The 21,131-nt window shown below is 41.9% G+C and carries 20 protein-coding genes and 1 pseudogene; 20 read left to right on the top strand and 1 reads right to left on the bottom strand.

Going from position 1 to position 21,131, the window contains the following annotated elements; all coding sequences use genetic code 11:
• The first annotated feature begins 6 nt into the window (after nt 1-6).
• The 10 genes from ABID29_RS03760 to ABID29_RS03715 all read left to right on the top strand — a co-directional run bounded on the left by ABID29_RS03760 (nt 7) and on the right by ABID29_RS03715 (nt 10,951).
• Nucleotides 7-702 (top strand): N-acetylmannosamine-6-phosphate 2-epimerase, encoded by a 696-nt coding sequence (locus ABID29_RS03760; protein WP_354364511.1) that lies wholly within the window; start codon nt 7-9, stop codon nt 700-702.
• On the top strand, nt 695-2,347 hold the full coding sequence (locus ABID29_RS03755) for an ABC transporter substrate-binding protein (RefSeq protein WP_354364510.1): 1,653 nt from the start codon (nt 695-697) through the stop codon (nt 2,345-2,347). Before ABID29_RS03760 ends, ABID29_RS03755 begins: the two co-directional genes overlap by 8 nt.
• Nucleotides 2,348-2,434: 87 nt before the next feature.
• Nucleotides 2,435-3,382: an ABC transporter permease gene (locus ABID29_RS03750; RefSeq protein WP_354364509.1), complete on the top strand. Its 948-nt coding sequence runs from the start codon at nt 2,435-2,437 to the stop codon at nt 3,380-3,382.
• Between the two features lie 11 nt (nt 3,383-3,393).
• Nucleotides 3,394-4,254 (top strand): ABC transporter permease, encoded by an 861-nt coding sequence (locus ABID29_RS03745; RefSeq protein ID WP_354364507.1) that lies wholly within the window; start codon nt 3,394-3,396, stop codon nt 4,252-4,254.
• A 9-nt stretch (nt 4,255-4,263) separates the two neighbouring features.
• Complete coding sequence (locus ABID29_RS03740; RefSeq protein WP_354364505.1) at nt 4,264-6,243, top strand: ABC transporter ATP-binding protein; 1,980 nt, start codon at nt 4,264-4,266, stop codon at nt 6,241-6,243.
• Nucleotides 6,244-6,254: 11 nt separating this feature from the next.
• Nucleotides 6,255-7,172 (top strand): dihydrodipicolinate synthase family protein, encoded by a 918-nt coding sequence (locus ABID29_RS03735; protein ID WP_354364504.1) that lies wholly within the window; start codon nt 6,255-6,257, stop codon nt 7,170-7,172.
• A 71-nt stretch (nt 7,173-7,243) separates the two neighbouring features.
• Nucleotides 7,244-8,152, top strand: a complete 909-nt coding sequence (locus ABID29_RS03730; protein WP_354364502.1) for an ROK family protein — start codon at nt 7,244-7,246, stop codon at nt 8,150-8,152.
• Between the two features lie 682 nt (nt 8,153-8,834).
• Nucleotides 8,835-9,803: an acetylxylan esterase gene (locus ABID29_RS03725; protein ID WP_354364501.1), complete on the top strand. Its 969-nt coding sequence runs from the start codon at nt 8,835-8,837 to the stop codon at nt 9,801-9,803.
• Between the two features lie 28 nt (nt 9,804-9,831).
• The gene (locus tag ABID29_RS03720) at nt 9,832-10,293 is read left to right on the top strand and encodes an HIT family protein (RefSeq protein WP_354364500.1); all 462 of its coding nucleotides are present in this window, start codon (nt 9,832-9,834) and stop codon (nt 10,291-10,293) included.
• Nucleotides 10,286-10,951, top strand: coding sequence for a histidine phosphatase family protein (locus tag ABID29_RS03715; RefSeq protein WP_354364498.1), 666 nt, complete (start codon nt 10,286-10,288; stop codon nt 10,949-10,951). The genes ABID29_RS03720 and ABID29_RS03715 overlap by 8 nt, the downstream gene beginning before the upstream one ends.
• 94 nt (nt 10,952-11,045) lie before the next feature.
• Here the strand turns inward: ABID29_RS03715 and ABID29_RS03710 are convergent, their stop codons facing one another.
• On the bottom strand, nt 11,046-11,909 hold the full coding sequence (locus tag ABID29_RS03710; RefSeq protein ID WP_354364497.1) for an AraC family transcriptional regulator: 864 nt from the start codon (nt 11,907-11,909) through the stop codon (nt 11,046-11,048).
• 444 nt (nt 11,910-12,353) lie between these two features.
• Here ABID29_RS03710 and ABID29_RS03705 point away from each other — a divergent pair, with 444 nt between their 5' ends.
• The 10 genes and pseudogenes from ABID29_RS03705 to ABID29_RS03660 all read left to right on the top strand — a co-directional run bounded on the left by ABID29_RS03705 (nt 12,354) and on the right by ABID29_RS03660 (nt 21,112).
• Nucleotides 12,354-13,724 (top strand): ABC transporter substrate-binding protein, encoded by a 1,371-nt coding sequence (locus ABID29_RS03705; RefSeq protein ID WP_354364496.1) that lies wholly within the window; start codon nt 12,354-12,356, stop codon nt 13,722-13,724.
• Nucleotides 13,725-13,830: 106 nt separating this feature from the next.
• The gene (locus ABID29_RS03700; protein WP_354364494.1) at nt 13,831-14,742 is read left to right on the top strand and encodes a carbohydrate ABC transporter permease; all 912 of its coding nucleotides are present in this window, start codon (nt 13,831-13,833) and stop codon (nt 14,740-14,742) included.
• A complete protein-coding gene (locus tag ABID29_RS03695) occupies nt 14,735-15,580 on the top strand; it encodes a carbohydrate ABC transporter permease (protein ID WP_354364492.1) in 846 nt (281 codons plus the stop codon). The genes ABID29_RS03700 and ABID29_RS03695 overlap by 8 nt, the downstream gene beginning before the upstream one ends.
• Entirely contained in the window at nt 15,577-16,689 is a 1,113-nt protein-coding gene (locus ABID29_RS03690; RefSeq protein ID WP_354364490.1) for an ABC transporter ATP-binding protein, read from the top strand. The genes ABID29_RS03695 and ABID29_RS03690 overlap by 4 nt, the downstream gene beginning before the upstream one ends.
• 129 nt (nt 16,690-16,818) lie before the next feature.
• Nucleotides 16,819-17,589: a uridine phosphorylase gene (udp, locus tag ABID29_RS03685; RefSeq protein WP_354364489.1), complete on the top strand. Its 771-nt coding sequence runs from the start codon at nt 16,819-16,821 to the stop codon at nt 17,587-17,589.
• A gap of 231 nt (nt 17,590-17,820) precedes the next feature.
• Nucleotides 17,821-18,474, top strand: a complete 654-nt coding sequence (gene phoU, locus ABID29_RS03680; protein ID WP_354364487.1) for a phosphate signaling complex protein PhoU — start codon at nt 17,821-17,823, stop codon at nt 18,472-18,474.
• A gap of 11 nt (nt 18,475-18,485) precedes the next feature.
• Entirely contained in the window at nt 18,486-18,902 is a 417-nt protein-coding gene (gene cdd / locus ABID29_RS03675) for a cytidine deaminase (RefSeq protein WP_354364486.1), read from the top strand.
• 93 nt (nt 18,903-18,995) lie between these two features.
• Nucleotides 18,996-19,616 (top strand): MgtC/SapB family protein, encoded by a 621-nt coding sequence (locus tag ABID29_RS03670; protein WP_354364484.1) that lies wholly within the window; start codon nt 18,996-18,998, stop codon nt 19,614-19,616.
• 250 nt (nt 19,617-19,866) lie between these two features.
• Nucleotides 19,867-20,343 (top strand): helix-turn-helix domain-containing protein, encoded by a 477-nt coding sequence (locus ABID29_RS03665; RefSeq protein ID WP_354364482.1) that lies wholly within the window; start codon nt 19,867-19,869, stop codon nt 20,341-20,343.
• Nucleotides 20,343-21,112 (top strand): annotated as a pseudogene (locus tag ABID29_RS03660) (zeta toxin family protein). The gene ABID29_RS03665 and the pseudogene ABID29_RS03660 overlap by 1 nt, the downstream one beginning before the upstream one ends.
• The last annotated feature ends 19 nt before the right edge of the window (nt 21,113-21,131 follow it).

Below are 21,131 nucleotides of genomic sequence, written 5' to 3'. Positions count from 1 at the left end.
TCTTAAATGGATCAAATAAAAGGAAAGTTAGTGGTGTCATGTCAGGCCTTAGAGAATGAGCCCTTGCATAGCTCCTTTATCATGGGAAGAATGGCAGTAGCTGCTATGCAAGGAGGTGCTGCTGGGATTAGAGCAAATAGTGTTGCGGATATTAAAGAAATTAAATCTCAAGTTGATTTACCTGTTATTGGTATCATTAAACGACGCTATGAAGAAGCAGATGCGTTTATCACCTCTACAATGACAGAAGTTGATGAACTCATGGAAGCACAACCTGAAATTATCGCCGTTGATGCTACTTTTTCTAAACGTGTTGGTGGAGAAACTCTTGATGAGTTCTATAACAAAATTAGAGAGAAATATCCAAATCAACTCTTAATGGCTGACTGCTCTACTGTTGAAGAAATGGTATATGCAGACAAATTAGGTTTTGACTATGTTGCCCCGACCTTAGTTGGTTATACTAAGCAAAGTAAAGGTCTTAAAATTGAAGATGATGACTTTGCCATTATTCGTGAAACTTTAGCACAAATCACTCATCCGATGATTGCTGAAGGGAATATTGATACACCAGAAAAAGCTCGTAGAGTTATTGAACTCGGTGTTCACAGTGTAGTGGTGGGCTCTATCATTACACGTCCACAACTTATCACTAAAAAATTTGTAGATACAATCCAAAATGGAGGAAAACATAATGAATAAACCATTCAAAACTCTTTGTGGCACAGTTTTAGCAGCAACTGCTGTTTTAACATTAGTTGCTTGTGGTAGTAACAAGTCTAAACAAGATGATAAGTCATCAACGGAAGCCACAAACCCAGCGACAGAACAAGTTTTCTACCTAAGTCAACCCTTGGCTGATGGTGCAAATGATGCTATACCACATGCTGCAGGTCAGGGCAGTGGTACCATGATGAACTACCTTCTCTATCGTCCACTGATTAAGTACAATCCATCCAATGACAAACTTGAACCACAACTGGTCGATGAGTGGAAAGTGTCTGATGATGAATTGACCTACACCTTTGATATGAAAGATGCCCTCAAGTGGTCTGATGGTGACGATTTGACAGCAGAGGATGTGCGTTTCAGTATCGAAACAGTACTGAAAGCTACTTTGGTTAACGGTATTTTTCCAGAAAACTTCTCGAAAATTGAAGGAGCTACTGAATTCAAGGAAGGTAAGGCTGACCACGTATCAGGGATTACCATTGATGGGGATATCGTTACCATCAAATTGACAGAAAAAGTTGGTCTTTTTGCTAAGGTTTTGGGACAACTTGACATCATTCCAGAACACAAGTTGAAAGATGAAAATGTCCTTGAAATCCACAACAGTGACTTTTGGAAGAACCCTGTGTCAAGCGGGATGTACAAGGTCAAAGAAATTTCAGCTGGTAACTACATTGAGTTGGAACGCAATGAACACTATGAAGGAACCAAGCCAAAAATTGACCGTGTTGTCAGCACTTTTATCAACGATTCACTCTTGGCTATGAAAGATGGTCAGTCTTACTACCTCTACACCAACAAGATTGATGATTATGAGCAGTTGAGCAACACGCCTGGTATCACAGGATTTGATGTGGATATTCTCTTCTACCGTTACTTTATCACTAACCTGTCAGGTCACAAGGGTGAGGGGAACTCATTGGTTGATGATGTGAAGGTGCGTCAAGCATTGATGTACGGTATTGATCGTGAGAAATTGGCGAACTCCATCTTCCGTGGTCACATGACGGTCAACCAAGCGGGTGTACCATCTCAATTCCCAGAATATGAGAAATCATTGGAAACCTACACCTTTGACCCAGAGAAAGCTAAGAAGTTGCTTAACGAAGCTAATTTTGACTTCTCAAGAACCTTCAAGATTACTTACTATCATACAGACCAAACAACTATCAACTTTATTGAAGCTGTAGCTCAGCAATTGAAAGAGTTAGGTATCACGGTGGAGACTGTTCAGATTACTTCTGACCCAACAACTGCCTTGACACAAACCAAAGACTACGATATTGCCCTTAAAGGCTTCTCAACCTTCTCTTATGAAAGTTGGTATGGTGAGTACTCGTCTAAGAGCACTAGCTTGACACCACTCTTTAACAATGATGATAGCTTTGATGAGTTGCTTGATCAATTGATTACAACATCTGATGAAAAAGAAAGAGCTAAAATTTTATCAGAATTGCAAAAATTGGAACAAGAGAAATTGCATAAGTTGCCGTTGTTTACGTCTCCAGCTTACCTCTTTATCAATACCGATAAAGTGCAATTGCCAGAAGACATGAAATTCTCTAACCCATATTACTACTATGACCTTCGTTTTGAAGAATGGTACATTAAGTAAGAGTGATTAACAGGAGGTCAGCACATCGAAACGGCTGTTAAGGAGTGCTGACCTTTGCTCATTCTAGTCTGTTTGAAAGGAACTCGTATGCATAAGTTTATTCTTAAAAAAGTGTTACAGATGATTCCAATGCTGTTGATAATCAGTTTTTTGATTTTCTTCTCCTTGGAATTGACTCCGATGGATCCCATAAAATATCTAGTATCCCCTGATTTGGCTGCTAACAATGCTGATAATATTGAGGCTTTACGAGAGAGTTTAGGGCTTAATGACCCCTTTTTGGTACGTTACTTTCGCTGGTTGGGAGATCTGCTAAGAGGAGAATTAGGTTACTCTTTGGTTAATGGTGGTGATTTGAAGACTATAATTGCAGCTTCTTTGCCCTCTACCTTTGAGTTGGCTCTGGTATCCATGTTGATTTCAACAGTATTGGGAATTGGTTTAGGGATTATAACAGCGGTTAAACAAAATGGTTTCATCGATAACGCGACCCGTTTCTTTGCTGTTTTAGGAACTTCCTTACCGACCTTCTTTTTCGGGATTATTTTGATTTATGTCTTTGCGATTGAACTCAAATGGTTCCCAATTGGTGGGCGGATTTCAAACAATTATTCTCACCTCATGCACCTCTTTTTACCAGCTTTAACCATGTCTATCGGTCTGACACCAGCTGTGATGCGTTACACTCGTAACTCGATGTTGGATGTTTTTAATTCAGACTATGTCAAGACTGCTCGAGCTAAAGGGATTCCAGAGTGGAAGGTTTATACCAAGCACATTTTAAGAAATTCTCTCTTACCAGTATTAATTCTTTTGATTTTTCGTTTGCCATCTTTGATTTCGGGAGCAGTAACCTTGGAAGCTGTCTTTTCTTGGCCTGGTATTGGTCGTGTCATCGTCAATGGAGTAAACTCTGGTGACTACCCTGTTATTATGGTGACTACCTTGATGGTATCTGTAGCTATCCTGCTATCAAGTTTATTGGTCGATGTAGTGTCTGCCTACCTCGATCCTCGGATTCGCTTAGATGATTAGGGAGGTTAGTCATGGCAGAAAATTACACTGAAAAATTATGGAAACGTAACTTGAAACGTTTTGTCAATAATAGACTGGCTTTGTTTGGCTTGATTGTTTTTTCAACCATCACTATCATGTCTATTTTTGCGCCTATCTTTACCAGTTATGATCCTGGGGGGATTGATTATGATTCTTTTTTACAGGCGCCATCCATGAATCATCTCTTTGGAACTGACGAGCTGGGGCGGGATATCTTTGCTCGTATACTTTATGGTGGTAGGGTCTCCATTGCTGTTGGTATTGTTTCTTCTGTGATTTCAGGAGCGATTGGTATCATTTTTGGAGCTCTGGCCGGTTATTTCGGTGGCAAAGTGGATACTATTCTGGTACGACTTTCTGAAATTTTATTGACTTTACCGAATATGATTATGATCTTGGTTTTATCTGCCATTCTCGGTCCAAGCGTGGGGAATATTATCTTGGTCTTATCAATTCGTGGTTGGATGACCACCTTTCGTATGGTAAGGAACCGTTTTATGTCTCTCAAGGAAGAAGTTTACGTCGAGGCGTCACGTTCATTTGGATTTAGTGATTGGCGAATTATCTTTGGAGACCTATTGCCCAATACTCTTTCTCCGGTGGTTGTATCCTTCTCTATGAACGTGGCAGCATTTATTCTTACAGAGGCAAGTTTGAGTTTCTTAGGACTTGGGGTACCGACTGGAACACCAACCTGGGGCAATATTATCAACTCGGCAAAATCCATCAATATTATCCAAAATTCTTGGTGGGTCTGGTTGATTCCTGGCATGGTCATCTCCCTATTTACCTTATCCACTAACTTTATTGGGGATGGTCTACGGGATGCCATGGATGCTAAGCAACAGTAGGGAGGAATTATGGTAAATAATATTATTGAACTGGATCAGGTTAGAACGGTTATCAAAAATCCAAAGAAGAAGACAGAATTTAGTGTCCTGAAAGATATTAGCTACAACATCCAGAAAGGTCGTGTGCTAGGTATCGTGGGAGAGTCAGGCTGTGGCAAGTCCATGCTGGCTAACACCATCATCAACCTCTTGCCTAAAAATGGCGAGATTAAGGAAGGTTCGATCAAGTTATATACAGATGACACAGTGACAGAGCTGCAAAAGCTGGAGCAGTATGGTAAGAAATTCCGTAGTCTTCGGGCGGATAAGATTGCCATGATTTTTCAAGATCCGTTGACGGCTCTAAACCCTGTCTATTCTATTGGGAGTCAGATTACGGAAGCTCTGACTGAACATTATAAGGTCTCTAAGGCGGATGCTCGTGCCAAGGCAGTTGATTTGATGAACCGTTTAGGGATTCCGCAAGCTGATAAACGGTTTGATGATTATCCCCATCAATTTTCAGGTGGGCAACGTCAGAGGATTGTCATTGCGATTGCTATGATTTGTGACCCTGAAGTTCTGATTGCCGATGAGCCGACAACGGCTCTTGATGTGACCATTCAGGCACAAATTTTGGATTTGCTCAGTGACTTGAAACGGGAGCGCGAGACATCGATTATCCTTATCACGCATGATTTGGGTGTTGTGGCTCAGATGGCTGATGATGTTATTGTCATGTACGCTGGGGAGATTGTCGAGTATGCTCCTGTTGAAGCTATTTTTTCAAACCCTAAGCATCCCTATACACGTTCATTGATGAAGTCTATTCCTGATGGGGATTTGGATAAACGCCTCTATGTTATTCAAGGCATGGTACCGCCAATTGCGACCTTGCCAGAGAAGGGCTGTCGCTTTGCTAATCGTATTCCATGGATAGCTGAGGATGCGCATGAGACCGACCCACAGTTACACCAGATTTCAGATAGCCATTTTGTTCGTTGCACATGCTACCAAAATTTTGACTTTCAAGACTTTGATGACCGTCTAGATTTGCCAGAAAAGACATTTGGCGAGACGGTCCTATCCGTGGAACATGTTAATAAGGTCTATAAGCCTAAACGTCGCCTCTTTAAGGCTGATAGTATTGGGGTGAAGGCTCTTGATGATGTGACTTTTGAACTGAAGAAAGGCATGACAATCGGTATCGTAGGTGAGTCTGGTTGTGGCAAGTCCACCTTGGCTAAATCCCTGATGAAGTTGCATGATATTACAAGTGGCGAGATTAAGGTAGAGCATCATGGGGAGTTTCGTAATATCTTTGATCTTAAAGGTGAGGATGATCTACACTTTCGGAAGAAGATTCAGATGGTTTTTCAGGATCCTTATTCGTCCTTTAATCCATCAAAGATTATCTATGATTCTATTGATGAGGCCTTGACCGTTCATAAGATGGGGAATAAGTCTGAGCGTTTGGAAGTCATGAAGCACGCTTTGTCCTTGGTTAACCTACCGGAAGAGTATCTCTACCGGTATCCGCATGAGTTTTCAGGAGGACAGCGTCAACGCTTGGCCATTGCTCGTGCCTTGTGTTTGTCACCTGAAATATTGATTTTGGATGAACCTGTTTCAGCTCTTGACTTATCGGTTCAGGCACAGGTTTTGAACTACTTGATAGAAATCCAGAGGGCTAAAAACTTAAGTTATTTGTTTATTTCCCATGATTTGGGGGTGGTCAAATACCTCTGTGACTTTATCTATGTGATTCATAAGGGACGGTTTGTAGAAATTGGCACTCGGGAGGATATTTTCAATAACCCGCAACATATTTACACCAAGCGCCTCTTAGCAGCTATTCCTGAAATCAATGTGGCTGATCGTGAGGCCCTGAAAGCTCGTCGTGAAACGGCAGAAGTGGAATACCAGAATCGCTATTCGGAATTTTACGATGGAGATGGTCGTGTCAAAGATCTGGTGCAGATTAGTGAAACGCACTGGGTAGCCAAATAAAGGAGATGTATATGTCAGATTTGAGTAAATACCACGGCATTATTCCTGCCTTTTACGCAGCCTATGACGAGGCTGGTGAGATTAGCCCAGAGGGTGTTCGTGCCCTGACTCAGTACTTTATTGATAAGGGTGTTAAGGGCCTTTATGTCAATGGTTCGTCAGGAGAATGCATCTATCAGAGTGTCGCTGATCGGAAGTTGGTTTTGGAAAACGTCATGGCAGTAGCCAAGGGTAAATTAACGATCATTAACCATGTGGCCTGTAATAATACCAAGGATTCGATTGAATTAGCTAAGCACTCAGAAGAATTGGGTGTTGATGCTATTGCAGCGATTCCTCCAATTTATTTCCGTTTGCCTGAACATGCGATTGCGGCTTACTGGAATGCGATTAGTGACGCAGCACCAAATACGGATTTCATCATCTATAACATTCCACAGCTGGCTGGCGTGGCTTTGACACCGAGCCTCTACCGTGAAATGCTCAAGAACCCTCGTGTCATCGGGGTAAAAAATTCGTCTATGCTAGTTCAAGATATTGAAATTTTTAATAGTCTTGGTCAAGGCAAGCAACTGGTATTCAATGGACCAGATGAGCAATTTCTGGGTGGTCGCTTGATGGGTGCGGCAGGCGGTATTGGTGGAACCTATGGTGCCATGCCTGAATTGTTCTTGACATTAGACAAGCTGATTGCGACAGGTGAGCTAGAAAGAGCTAAAGAATTGCAATATGCTATCAATGACATCATTGGTCACTTGGTGGTCGGTCGCGGTAGCATGTATGCCGTGATTAAGGCTGTTCTTAAAATTAATGAGAATCTAGATCTTGGTTCAGTTCGCTCACCTTTGGCACCTATTGCTGAAGAAGACAAGAACTTGGTAGCTAAAGCAGCCGAATTGATTCGGGAAGCCAAAGAAAAGTTTTGCTAAGATAGTAAAAATGGGGCGGAGGGTCGGCAATAGACTTTCCGTCTTGTTTATGACATGGCAAAGGAGGATCTATGTCAAAATATGTGGCGATTGACATTGGGGGAACACAGATAAAGTATGGTCTAATTGACGAGACGGGAACGATTTTGGAAGACTACAAGATTGACACCGAGGCTCATCTGGGGGGACCGGCGATTTTGGACAAGGTAGGGCAGATTGTTGGGACCTATCAGGCTGAACATGAGCTGATTGGTGTAGGGATTTCCTCGGCAGGCATGATTGATCCAGATAAAGGAGAAATTTTTTATGCTGGACCACAAATTCCAAATTATGCTGGAACAAATTTTAAGGCGACTATTGAACTTGAATTCGGCCTACCTTGTGAGGCGGAAAATGATGTCAACTGTGCTGGTTTGGCAGAAAGTCAGGTTGGAGCAACTAGAGGAGCTTCCGTTGCGGTATGCTTGACCATCGGTACAGGCATCGGCGGTAGCCTACTTCTGGATGGCAAGGTGTTTCATGGCTTTAGCAATTCTGCCTGTGAAGTGGGCTATATCCATCTGCCAGATGGTGCTTTCCAAGATTTGGCTTCGACAACAGCTCTAGTAACCGAAGTGGCGAAACAAGTGGATGAGCCAGTGTCTAACTGGAGTGGCTTGCGCATTTTTGACGAGGCCAAGAGCGGCAATGACGTTTGTCTGGCGGCTATCGATCGTATGGTTGATTATCTAGGGCAGGGCATTGCCAATATCTGCTATGTGACCAACCCTGAAATAGTGGTCTTAGGCGGTGGGATCATGGCACAGAGAGAGTTTTTAGAAGAGCGCATCAAGGCTGCCCTCAAGCGGCATCTGGTATCTAGTATCGCAGACAAGACCCGCATTGTCTTTGCCCAGAATGAAAATGTGGCTGGTATGCTCGGTGCTTATTATCATTTCAGACAGAAACAGAGAGTCGGACAGAAATCGGTCATTCGATAGAATTCGATTTCCCCTCACCTCCCAAGTTTTTAGGGTTCGGGCTGCTTGTACTCCCACCTCCGAACAGCTCAAACAGTTAGGGGAGTGACTGTTTGAGGTTGGAAATCAGGGAAGCAAAACTTCCCTCGTTCGTTAGGACTGTTCAGCTGATGACATCAGCGCATTAGAGCCCACTAGCAGTGGTTCATTGGTGCTAAAGCACCTAATGAACTGTGCAGGGGCAATTCTAAAACTGGCAAAGCCAGCAAGAGTTGCTCCCAACCCCTGCGTCTTACTCAGCAAATCAAATATAATGGAGTGGTAAGGACTGACTCCCAGCCTCTAAAGGCTCAGTAACAGCTGTGAGGCTGTGACTGATACTCTTTGAAATCAAAACTATACGGCGTGAGCGGTGAGCGAAGCGTGACTAAAGTAGTGAGCACCAGCGTGACTATAACTCGCCTTGCAACGTTTGGAAAAAAATCGATTTTATTTTCTTTCCAAACTAGGGCAGACCTTAGCCACTGCCTCATCGGGCTTGACGTCTAAGGTCTGCCCGTAGCCCTCTAGCTCGCTTACTTGTTTCTGGGCTCGCTCCTCAAACAGTCCACTGGACTATTTGAGCTGTCTGCGACTCCTTGCCTAGTCTAGATTGATTTTCTTTGAGTATGATTCGCAAGTTAACTATAAAAAGGAGAAACAGATGATTGATAATATGAGTTTAAAGGACATGCAGGCCTATCATGGTCGTCATGAAGTGCCTGGTGATTTTGATGATTTTTGGCAATCAGAACTGGACAAGGTTTCTGAGCTTCCCCAGTATAAGCTGACAGAGCAGTCCTTTAACCTGCCATTTGCCAAGTGTTACGAGTTGTGGTTTGACGGCACCAATAATGGTAAGGTATTTGCCAAGTGTATCTTCCCTAAGACGGATGACAAAGTGCCTGTGCTCTTTTACTTCCACGGTTACCAAGGGCAGAGCCCAGACTGGACAGAGAGCCTCAAGTTTGTGGCTGCTGGCTATGGAGTGGTTTATTTGGATGTACGTGGTCAAGCCGGACGGTCGATTGACCATGGTCAGTTTGACGGCATGACGGTTAAGGGTCAAGTCATCCGTGGGGCACTAGAAGGGCCACATAAACTCTTTTATAAGGATGTTTACCTGGATGTTTACCAGCTGATTAACATCATCGCTGCTCAAGACTTTGTCGATGAGAGCAATCTGGTCAGCTACGGTGCTTCACAAGGTGGGGCCTTGGCCTTAGTTGCTGCGGCACTTAACCCTAAAATCACTAAAACAGCATCTATCTACCCATTCTTGTCTGACTTCAAGCGAATTCTGGAACTTGGGGACAACAGTGAACCTTATAATGAACTCTTCCGATACTTTAAGTTTTCAGACCCCTTCCATGAAACGGAAGCAGATTTCTTGTCTAATTTGTCCTACATAGACATCAAAAACTTGGCGCACCGCATCACATGTCCAGTAGCCTTTGTGGTCGGTCTGGAAGATGAGATTTGTCCACCATCAACCCAGTTTGCGATCTATAACCGCTTGACCTGTGAAAAAGAGATGAAAATCTTACCTGAGTATGGCCACGACGCCATGCATGTTAAGGTTAATGATTACATCTACGACTTTATCTTTGGATCAAGCATTGTGAGAAAGTAGAATAGAATCATTTAGAAAAGAGGTTAAAATGGAGGATAAGGACAATTTCACACATAGGCCTTACTTTGTTTATGAATTTGAAACAAGCTATGTCGAAATGGGGAAAAATCAGTTTTGGGAGGGATACTGTATCCTATTCACGAAAGGGCAATATGACCATCTGACGGATATGCCAATCGATGTTCGAGAAAAATATTTGATAGAAATGTCTATTTTAGGTGATGCCATGATGGAAGTGTTGCAGGCACGACGAATCAATTATAGTATTTTAGGCAACAGTCATCCCGTGACACATGCCCATCTTTTTCCGCGCTATGATTGGGAAGATGAGACCCTGGGAAAAAGTGTCGTATGGCGTTATGATGACGAGGTCTTTCAAGATCCCAAGTATGCGTTTAGCGAAAAGCATGCTTCGCTCAAGCAAGCTTTGGCGGAGGCTATCGAGCGTCATTATATAACTTTTTTAGAAAGTGAGCCCTACTATGACTAAACTAAAACTCTTTTTTCTTAGGCATGGTCAAACACAGTTTAATGTTTACCGTCGTTTGCAGGGCTGGTCCAACTCGCAATTGACAGAGAAGGGGATAACTGTTGCGCAAGAGGCAGGTAGAGCATTTTCAGATATCTCATTTGAGGCAGTTTATTCAAGTGATTTGACGCGTGCTATCGAAACAGGTAGGATTTTTCTGGCTCAGCGAGACCAACAGCAACCTCCGATTCAGGAAGTCAAAAAGCTACGTGAGGTGGGTTTTGGCTACTATGAGGGGTTGTATGGTCCAGAAGTTTGGAAAATTGCTGAAGATCGGGCGCGTGATGTCTATGATTTAGAAGAGGATGCTGTCATCACCGAAGGCATGAAGCTCAATATGCTAAAAGAACTAGATCCTGCCCAGCTGGCTGAAAATTATGATGATTTTTCCAGTAGACTCTTGGATGCTATGGCAGATATTGTCGGCCACCACAGCCATGGAAACCTTCTTTTGGTTTCTCATAGTTCAGCTATTAAGGCTTTGTTTAATTTACTCGATCCAGACTATAAGACAGATGTTGATCCTGAAAATGGTTCTGTTTCGGTCATGACTTATGAGAATGGAAGATACCGAGTTGTTGCTTATAATATTTTTAACCGAGAGGAATTGGACCTGTGATGGTTTAAGGTCTTTATAGCAGTGGTTGTGTAAAACTAGTGTGATAGCTAACAGCAAAGAGGATAAGGTTTGAGAGACCTTATCCTGCATCTGATTACTTAAGCTGTTTTCGATAGTCTGTTGGAGATATGTTGAAATGCAATTTAAATATTTTTGAGAAATAGGCCTGAGAATTAAATCCAACCATAAAGGCTATTTCTTGGATAGAGTAATTGCTATTTCTTATGAGGGATAGCGCTTTGCTGAGTCGGACGTTGGTAATAGTGTCAGATATGGATAATTTTGAAACTTGAATAAATATCTTATAAAGGTAGGAGCGTGTTAGACCAACATGGGAAGCAATTTTAGTGATGGACAGGTCTGAATGCGAATAATTTTCCTGAATGTATTGGATGGCCTTATTGTAGTAAGTGTTATTTTGGTTAACCTTGGTGTCACTGTTATTGATAAGCTGTGCAAATAGTGTATATAACTGACCCAGTAAGGCTAATTCTAAGGCTTTTGTAGAGGTTTTGATAGAGACAATATCGTTGAAAATAGAATCTAATGGAGTTGACTTAAAGGATAGGACATAGTTGTTGGTAAAACCTGCAAGATCTAGCAAATCAAGAGCTTCAATGCCATTAAAGCCTATCCAGTAGTAGGTCCAAGGGGAATCATGGCTTGCTTGATACTGGACGACTTTATAGGGCGGTATGAGGAAGCAATCTCCCTTATTGACTTCTATAACTTCTCCATCAATAAAATATTTGCCCTTGCCGGAGATGATGTAATGGATAATGTAGTGATCATAAATCGCAGGCTCGGATAAATAACCAGGTGTGGAGTACCATTTGTGACCACTTTGATAGACATTTATTTGAGGAGAAAGGGTGATATAATCCAAGTAGTTATTAAACCTTACATTCCAAAGATTGGCTCTTGAAGAGATATCTGTCAAGCGATTCAAATGTGTCATGTCTATTCCTTCCAATACATATAGATAATACTAGTATACCAAAAAATGTACTGTAAAGAGAAGATTTAATAGGTTTCCAAGTGATGAGGTCTATGGTCGATAATCCACTTAAAATATTGACATTAGTAACAATTCGCAGTGAATATGATAAAGTGTTTGACATTCTTGCTTAGATGATATTTTATAAGGCAAGATTTCGGGAGATTTGGGATATGCTGTACAGCTGAGATGATAAGCTATTTTGTGAAATACTATAAGCATCAGGAAACATAAGTTAAAAAAGATGAAACATTGTTATCTGGTGGAATACGCTTTCTTATAAGATAATAGAGATAGCTATATGAAAGCGTTATAGTAAATATAGTTTGTCTGTTTTGCAAATTAATAAAAGGAGGCTAAACATTTTTCAGCGATTTAGGCAAATGACTTTAAAAGGAGAAAATCATGAACTTCAAAAAATTAGCTTCATTGTGTTTGCTGGGTGCAGCAGCAACCATTGCAACAGCCTGCTCATCAGGAAACAAAGATGCGGGAACTGGTACAAACGACCTTACAGGAGAAGTAACCATCAAGGTGGCGCATAACATGGACTTTGTTTCTATTCCTGATGGTATTGCAGCCGCCGCTGACCGTCTGAATGAAAAATACAAAGAAGAAGGCCGTGACCTCAAGATTGTCATTGAAAAAGACTACCAGCGGATTGACTGGGATGAGTACATGCAAAATGTCCTCTTTGCCACTAAAAATGGTGAAGGTCCAGATATTTTCAGTTTAGCTGGGAATTTACAAGACCACGTCAATAATGGTTTGGTACTGGATGTGACAGGTTTGGATGAATCAAAATTTGTCGATGGTGCTCTGGATTCATTTAAGATGGATGGGAAGCTTTATGCTATGCCATTCGATGTACCGACTCGTGCGATCTATTTTAACAAAGATGCCCTTCGTAAACACGGTTGGTCTGAAGAAAAGATTGCAGAGTTTCCACAAAAATTTGCTGATGGTAGCTTTACATGGGAAGACTTCATCGCTCTGAACAAAGAATTGCAAGATGCTGGAGTTGTAAAATGGGGTCTCCTTCACCGCCCAGGTAAAGGCTCTGACTTCTTAGATGTGCTTCGTGAATATGGGTCAGCTCACTATAATGAGAAGGGACAGCTAGTAGTTGACAAGGAGAGTATCACTCGCTTCTTCCAATTCATGTATGATGCAGCCAATACGGATAAGATTACACCACAAGACTTGACCCAACAACAATGGACATCTATCCAAAAAATGGTGGGTGATGGCACAGCCTTCTCATACTATGGACCAGTTTTTGCTTCAACGTATGTGGCACAAGAAGTGAACCAAACTCCAGAAGAGCTTGTCAACCATATCGGGTTTGCAGTATTCCCTAAATCCAAATACAATAAAAAACCATTCACTGTTGCTGCTCCTCAAGCAGTCGCAGTCAATGCCAGCACCAAGTATCCAGAAATTGCCAAAGAGCTCTTGGATGAACTGCATAAAGGTGATTCTGTCAATCAGTTGGCCAAACATGGAGGAACAATCTTTGCCCTTGCCTCTGTTAAAGATGCCAATGAATTGCCAGAAATCACTGAAAACCCAATTTTGAAGGACGTTGGCTACATGGCAGAACATGTTATCACTGTTCCACCAATTGGCGATGAAAGTGTCTTCCGCAACGAACTCTTCAAGCAAATTACCTTGCTCGAACTTGGTCAAATCACACCTGAAAAAGCCTATGAAGACTTTAAGGTACAGATTGAGCTTAACGCGGCAGATACGAGCAACATCGTTTTTAATGACTAATTCTATATCATAAAGAAGGGAGGGCTGGGATCTCTATGAATGGAGGAATCCTGCTCTCTTTCTCTCTTTATAAGCTGATGATTTGTCACTATTTAGGAGGAAGTAAATGAACCCTGATAAAAAAAGAGCCCTAAAACGAAATATTGAAGGTTACGCTTTCCTATCACCGTTTATTATTTTGGTTACAACGCTTTATATTTTACCAGCAATTTTGACCATTATCATGGCTTTTACCAGTCTCAATAGTAGCTTTATTTGGAACTTTGTAGGTTTTACAAATTTCACCAAAATCTTAAAAGATCCAAATACAGGTACCATTGTTCAAAATACGATTGTCTATATCGTGATTACGATTGCGATTACTATTGTCCTGCAACTTTTCTTTGCAACGTTGACAACCTATTTTATCCGCAATGAAAAGATCGGCAATTTCTTCAAGTCCATGTTGATGATTCCCATGATTACACCAACAGTGGTCTATTCTGTTTTATGGTTGTGGTTGTTGGATTCATCTGAAAATGGTGTCCTGAACCAGTGGTATATGGCCTTGACGGGTAATGCTCCTGTCAACTGGATTGCAACCTATCCATTTGAAATTGTTATTTTCGTTCAGATTTTAACGAGTATTGCCTACGGTACAACGATCTATTCCAGTGCCATCAAGAGTATTCCTGAGAACCAATTCAAGGCAGCTCGTGTAGATGGGGCTGGAGAGTGGGAGATTTTCAAGCACATCATTCTTTCCAATCTCAAACCCCACATCCTCTTTATTGCTCTTTGGGAAACTCTTGGTCTTTTAACTAACTATATAGCCATCCTCTTGATTACCGATGGTGGTCCAGGTGTGAAGACGGAAGTTTGGGCCCTCTCCGCTTATCACAAGGCTTTTGGCAATCTCCAATATGGTTATGGAGCGGCGATTTCTTTGGTATTGATTATTGTGGTGGCTGCACTGATGCTGATTATCGGTTTAGTCAGTCGTCGAATGAAGAGAAAGGAGGTCCTAGCGCATGGCTAAACGTCCATTAAATCTAGAAAAGAAACATGAACGAATTGCTATTGCAGTCATGTGTCTTTGTATTTTACCTATTGTCTTTATCTATGGGAAGTTTTTCCTCAATGCATTTCTAAATCAAGATACAGGTGGGTTCACCTTAGAAAACTTTAAGTTTTTAACGGAAACGGTTCGGATTGACCAGACAAATATTGACCCTGTAGGACAGTCTATGTGGAATACAATTTATTTCACAGTGATTGTGACTGTCTTTGAAGTTGTCTTTAGCTGTATGGCGGGCTATGCCTTGTCTCGTTTAGAATTTAAGGGGAAAAATTTCTTAACGTGGTTACTCCTTGTCTTGCGGATGTTCCCTGGTATGTTGTTGCTTATTGGGGTTGTGTATGTCTTGATGTACCTTAAGATTTTGAACACAATGGTCGGTGTTATCTTGGTTGCTATTGCCTTTCGTTTGCCAGGTTCGTCCTTTATCATTCGGAACTTTTTCTTACAAATTCCACGGGACATTGAAAATTCAGCTCTAGTGGATGGGTGTAATCGATTGACAGCTTTTTTCCAGGTGATTATTCACATGGTTAAGCCTGGTTTGGCTTCGACATCTATGTTTGCCTTTATGGCAGCCTGGTCCAACTATATCCTGTTTAATGTCTTGATTTTTAATACTAAGACACCTGTTTTAGCAACCTATTTACGGAAAGTGTCCAGTAATGAGCAAATGATTGCTGACTATGGTATTTTTTCAGCGATGGCTCTGGTATATATGTTGCCAGTCGTGATTTTCTTTATCGTATCACAAGGTCAGTTGATGAAAGGGAATGTTTCAGGAGGTAAAGGGATATGATTAAAATTGAACAGCTTAGAAAAGAATTTGCAGGAGGAGCAGTCGCTCTGGATAATATCGACTTGGAGATTGAAGAGTCATCCTTTGTTGCCTTGCTAGGCCCATCTGGATGTGGAAAGTCAACGACTCTCAACTGTATGGCGGGTCTTTTGGAGCCGACATCTGGCAAGATTTCCTTTGGTGAAAAGGATGTTACCTATCTCGCTCCAAAAGATAGAAATATCGGCATGGTATTTCAGTCTTACGCGCTTTATCCTCACATGAAGGTGATTGATAATATTGCTTTTTCACTGAAACAACAGGGAGTGAAGAAGGAAGAGCGTCATCTTAGAGCACGTGAGATTGCGAAAAAACTACAAATTGAAGCTCTCTTGGATCGGACACCAGCTCAGCTTTCTGGTGGTCAGCAGCAACGTGTTTCTATGGCGCGCGCCTTGATTAAAAATCCTCAAATTTTGCTTCTGGATGAGCCGATGTCCAACTTAGATGCACGCTTGAAGATTGAGATTCGTGAAGAAATTCGCCGTATTCAAAAAGAGACAAAGATTACTGCTATCTTAGTAACCCATGACCAAGAAGAAGCCATGTCCATGTGTGATAAGATTGCTATTTTAGATAAGGGTCGCATTCAGCAATTTGATACACCGCAAGAGCTGTACCATAATCCTAAAAATCTCTTTGTGGCTCATTTCATGGGGAATCCACCGATGAACTTTATTGATGCAGAATTAGTGTATGAAGACGGTCGTGCCTATCTTGTACATGACTTATTTAAAGTGGCTGTATCTGAGCGTTTACAAGACTTCTTTACAGATACCAGTCAGCGGTCAGTTGTCATTGGTGCTCGTTCACATGAAATTGGTGTTCACCTTGAAGCCGTTGAAAACTCTGTACCATTACGAGTTCAAATGGTGGAAAACCTCGGCAAAGAAGTGATGGTCACAGGTTTGGTTGGTGATTCTTATGTACGTGTCAGCCTGATGGATCTCAATAACCGTTTGGTTGGACAAGTCAGTGGTTATGAAGGCAAGGACATTCATATCGTCTTTGAAGAACACCATATCTTCGATAAGGCAACAGGCCAGAATCTAACCTATGAGACAACATAAACGGGCTATTTTAGTGCAAGAAATGGATTAGCCCAGATGGGAGATGCCTATGATTGAGACCATGAGTTGTAAGAGTGACTCAGGCTATCGTGGTTGTTAGGAGATTTCTAGAGAATCTAAGGAGTTAAAATGAAATACGCAAGCGATAATAAACAATTTCACATTAATGTGGAGCCAGGGCAAATTGGGAAATATGTGATTTTACCTGGAGATCCTAAGCGATGTTCAGCCATCGCCAAATATTTAGATAATGCAGAACTGGTAGCCGACAGTCGAGAATATGTGACCTACACAGGTAGCCTTGAAGGTGTTCCTGTCAGTGTCACTTCAACAGGGATTGGTGGACCATCTGCCGCTATTGCCATTGAGGAGTTGGTTAATTGTGGAGCTGAAACTTTGATTCGGATCGGGACCTGTGGCGGTATGGATACGGACGTCAAAGGGGGAGACTTGGTCATTGCTTCTGGTTCTATTCGCATGGAGGGGACAACCCGCGAATATGCTCCTATTGAGTTTCCAGCTGTTGCGGATGTAGAAGTGACCAATGCTCTAATACCTGCAGCTCAATCTCTCGATCAATCTTATCACGTTGGTGTGGTCCAATCCAAGGATTCCTTCTATGGTCAACATAGCCCTGAAACCAAGCCTGTGCAATCTGAATTAGAAAGCAAATGGCAAGCTTGGCTGCGCATGGGCTGTAAGGCCTCTGAAATGGAATCAGCTGCCCTCTTTATCGTGGCAGCTTATCGAAAAGTGAAAGCTGGTGCCATCTTCTTAGCTCTTGGAAATCAAGAGCGGGAAAAACAAGGGCTAGACAATCCTATTGTACACGATACTTCAATAGCTATTAAAACAGCAGTTGAAGCTGTACGTCAGTTGATTTTAGCTGAGAAAGCATAATGTTTCTGGTGTCGAGTTTGATCGCTCGCCATCAGTTAGGCTCGTAGGACATACTTCAAAGTAGTTCATGTTTCTACGAGTCCATATTTTCTACTGAGCTCGTTTCTAGTTTAGTAGAGAGAGGATTTCTCCTCTCAGAACCTTCCTAAAAGCGGCCATCGGCTGTCAAAGGCTGATGGCTGGTAGGTGGTATTTACCGCCCAATTAATCAATGAAAATGAAAGGAGTCTTATGTTAAGACAAGCTTTTGAGCAGTCTCTAGTAGAATTGCATCACGATTTATACGATATGGGACAAGCTGTTCTGTCGCAGCTAGAACGAACCGCTGTAGCTTTTCAAGAAGAGAATAGCGAATTGGCTGCTGAGATTATGGTATTTGATGAAGACATTAATTTCCGAGAACTTGCATTGGAAACAAAATCTGTCGAACTCATGGCCCTACAACACCCAGTTGGAGGAGATTTGAGAAGGATAATCACGGTGCTAAAGGCTAGTTCCGATATTGAGCGCATGGGTGATCATCTGCGCTCTATTGCCCAGTCTATTATCCAATTATCAAACAGCGGCAGCTTGTCAGAAATGACTGAACCCATCAATGCCATCTTCGAGGCTCTGACCCTATTACTGGAAGAGACCTTTGAAACCTATCGGGCCCAAGACCCTGATAAAGCAATTCTCATTGCAACTTGGGATGAAACTATAAATAGGATCTACAAGGAGACGCAAGACCGATTGACGGACTATATCAAAAACTATCCTGAGCGCATCGAAAATGGCCGAGAGTATTATCAAATCCTATTGCATTTGGAGCGTTTGGGAGACTATGCTAAGGATGTCTGTGCATGGATTGTTTATCTGGGCATCGGCAAAATCGTGAATTTATGAAAGGAGATACTATGACACAAGATTATAGGAAACTGATCGAAGCAGCTATTGAGGCTATGCACAAGGCTTATGTGCCTTATTCTCATTTTCACGTTGGAGCAGCCTTAGAAACTGCTACGGGTAAGATTTATCAGGGCTGTAATATTGAAAATGCAGCGTATACCCCGACAAACTGTGCTGAGCGGACAGCATTCTTCCGAGCTGTTTACGATGGAGAAAGAGAGTTCACACGCATTTGTGTGGTCGGAGGCATGAAGGCTGAATTGACGGACTATACAGCTCCATGTGGTGTTTGTCGTCAGGTCATGATGGAGTTTGGACGCTACCAAGATTTTGAAATTATTATTGCCAAGTCTACGACGGAATACCGGGTTTATAAACTCAAGGAGATCTTGCCAGAAGGTTTTGGGCCGAAAAATCTTAGATAGGGGGGATGACTTATCGCAGAATTTTTGTTTCAACCTTTTGAGGTGACGCGTCAGCTATCTTTTTTTGAAATATTTGTCCGAATTGGTTTAGCGATGTTTCTGGGTGGTGCTATTGGCTTTGAACGAGGGATGAAGAACAAGGCAGCAGGTTTCAGAACCTATCTGCTAGTTACTCTCGGTGCGACTGTTGTCATGATGACCAACCAATATATCTATCAAGTATTCAAAATTGGTGATCCTGTTCGTATGGGAGCACAGGTTATAAGCGGGATTGGTTTTTTGGGTGCAGGTTCGATCATTGTGACCACTAAAAATCAAATTAGAGGGCTGACCTCAGCAGCTATCCTTTGGGCTTGTGCTGCCAATGGTCTTGCTATTGGGATTGGTGCTTATGAAATTGCTATCATTGCTACTGTCAGCCTCTATACTGTCATTGAATTAGTTCACCGTTTAGATTTTATTATCGAAAAAACGCGTAAAAAGTACAGCCTCTATATTGAAGTTGATAAAAAGTTGGATTTGGAGACTTTTATAGAATATGCCCAAAAGCGGGATATTGAGATTAGTAGCATTGAATATGCGAAAACTGGGACTGGATTTTCGAATAGTTTGCCACTGGTACTATCGATACGGAGTCATGAGTATTATTCCTATGACGAAATTTGTCGAATTGTCCATTCCTATTCAGGAATTTATTATTTGGAGAAATTATAGCTTTCCTTATCCTTGAAAGCATACGCCAGTTAAATAATCTATCCAAGAAGCCAGCCATTCGAGCAGACAGTCTGGATGATTGTATTGAGACTGTCAGAGCACCGTTAAATACAGAAGAGTTGGAGAAGCGGATTGAACAGTTTAAGGTAGAATAACACAAAGCGCTTGCACCATTTTTGGTTCAAGTGTTTTGTGTTTATGCTATAGTGTTTATGCTATAATAGAGTGAAAAGTAGGAGTGGGATCCACAATGATTCAAGAAAATATTAAGGCTCTTCGCCAAAAGCAACAATTGTCTCAGTCGGAGTTTGCGGAGAAGATTGGGATTTCTCGTAATAGCCTGAGCCGTTATGAAAATGGCACAAGCTCTGTATCAATCGACTTGATAGATCGCATTTGTCGCGAGTTTAATGTTTCTTATGTGGCTATTGTGGGGGAAGAAAAGCTGTTGACGCCAGTAGAAGATTACCAGCTGACCTTGAAAATTGAGGTCATGAAAGAGCGAGGCTCAGCCATTTTATCCAGACTCTATCGTCACCAGAATGGGTTGGGCATTGCCTTTGATGACGATACCAATCCTTGGGTCTTGATGAGCGATGACCTGTCAGATCTCATCAAGACCAAGATTTACCTGGTGGACAGCTTTGATGAAGTCGAGCGTTACACTGGCTATTTGGATGGCATTGAGCGGCTGTTGGAGCTGGCCAAGCAACAGGTGGTGACCTGATGACCTTAGAGGCATTTAACCAATCAGATTTTGAATTAGCTCTAAAACGGACCATTCGTGCCTTAACTTGAGGAAAAATAAGTTCCCAGAAACCTCAAGCTATCTTACTTGGTGGGCAAAGCAGAGCAGGTAAAACGACCATTTACCGGATTAAGCAAAAGAAATTTCAAGGAAATATCATCATTATTGACGGTGATAGTTACCGTTCCCTGCATCCCAATTATCTGGCTTTACAGGAAACCTATGGCAAGGCTAGTATTATACCAAAGGATTTGCGGGGCAAATGGTCGAACATCTAGTTGAAGAGTTGAGTAAGCAAGGCTATCACTTGCTTATAGAGGGAACCTTGAGAACGACAGAGGTTCCTCAGCAAAGAGCTCTGCTATTACGCTCAAGAAACTACAAAGTCTCTTTGGCCGTGATGGCGACCAAGTCAGAATTATCCTACCTCAGCACGCTTATCCGCTATGAGGAGCTTTATGCCCTAGACCCAAATAAGGCTAGAGCAACCCCTAAAGAGCATCATGATGGCATCGTGGAGCATTTGGTGGGGAATCTTCGAGAGTTAGAGCAGAGCAAAATTTTTGACCAGATTCAGATATATCAGAGGGACAGAACCTGTGTCTATGATTCTGAAATAGATGAAGGTTCAGCAGCAGAAGTGCTACAAGAATGTCTCTTCGGAAAATGGAGTAAGGTTGAGGACGAGATGATGAAAGTGGAGAAAGAGAAATTCGCAAAGTTTATAGAGAGAAGTAAAGATAATTAATCAACCGCTATCAGATAAA

This window comes from Streptococcus rupicaprae (assembly GCF_040545225.1).
GTDB lineage: Bacteria > Bacillota > Bacilli > Lactobacillales > Streptococcaceae > Streptococcus > Streptococcus rupicaprae.
The sequence above is the reverse complement of the archived record's forward strand: the minus strand, read 5'-3'. Positions and strand labels throughout refer to the sequence as shown.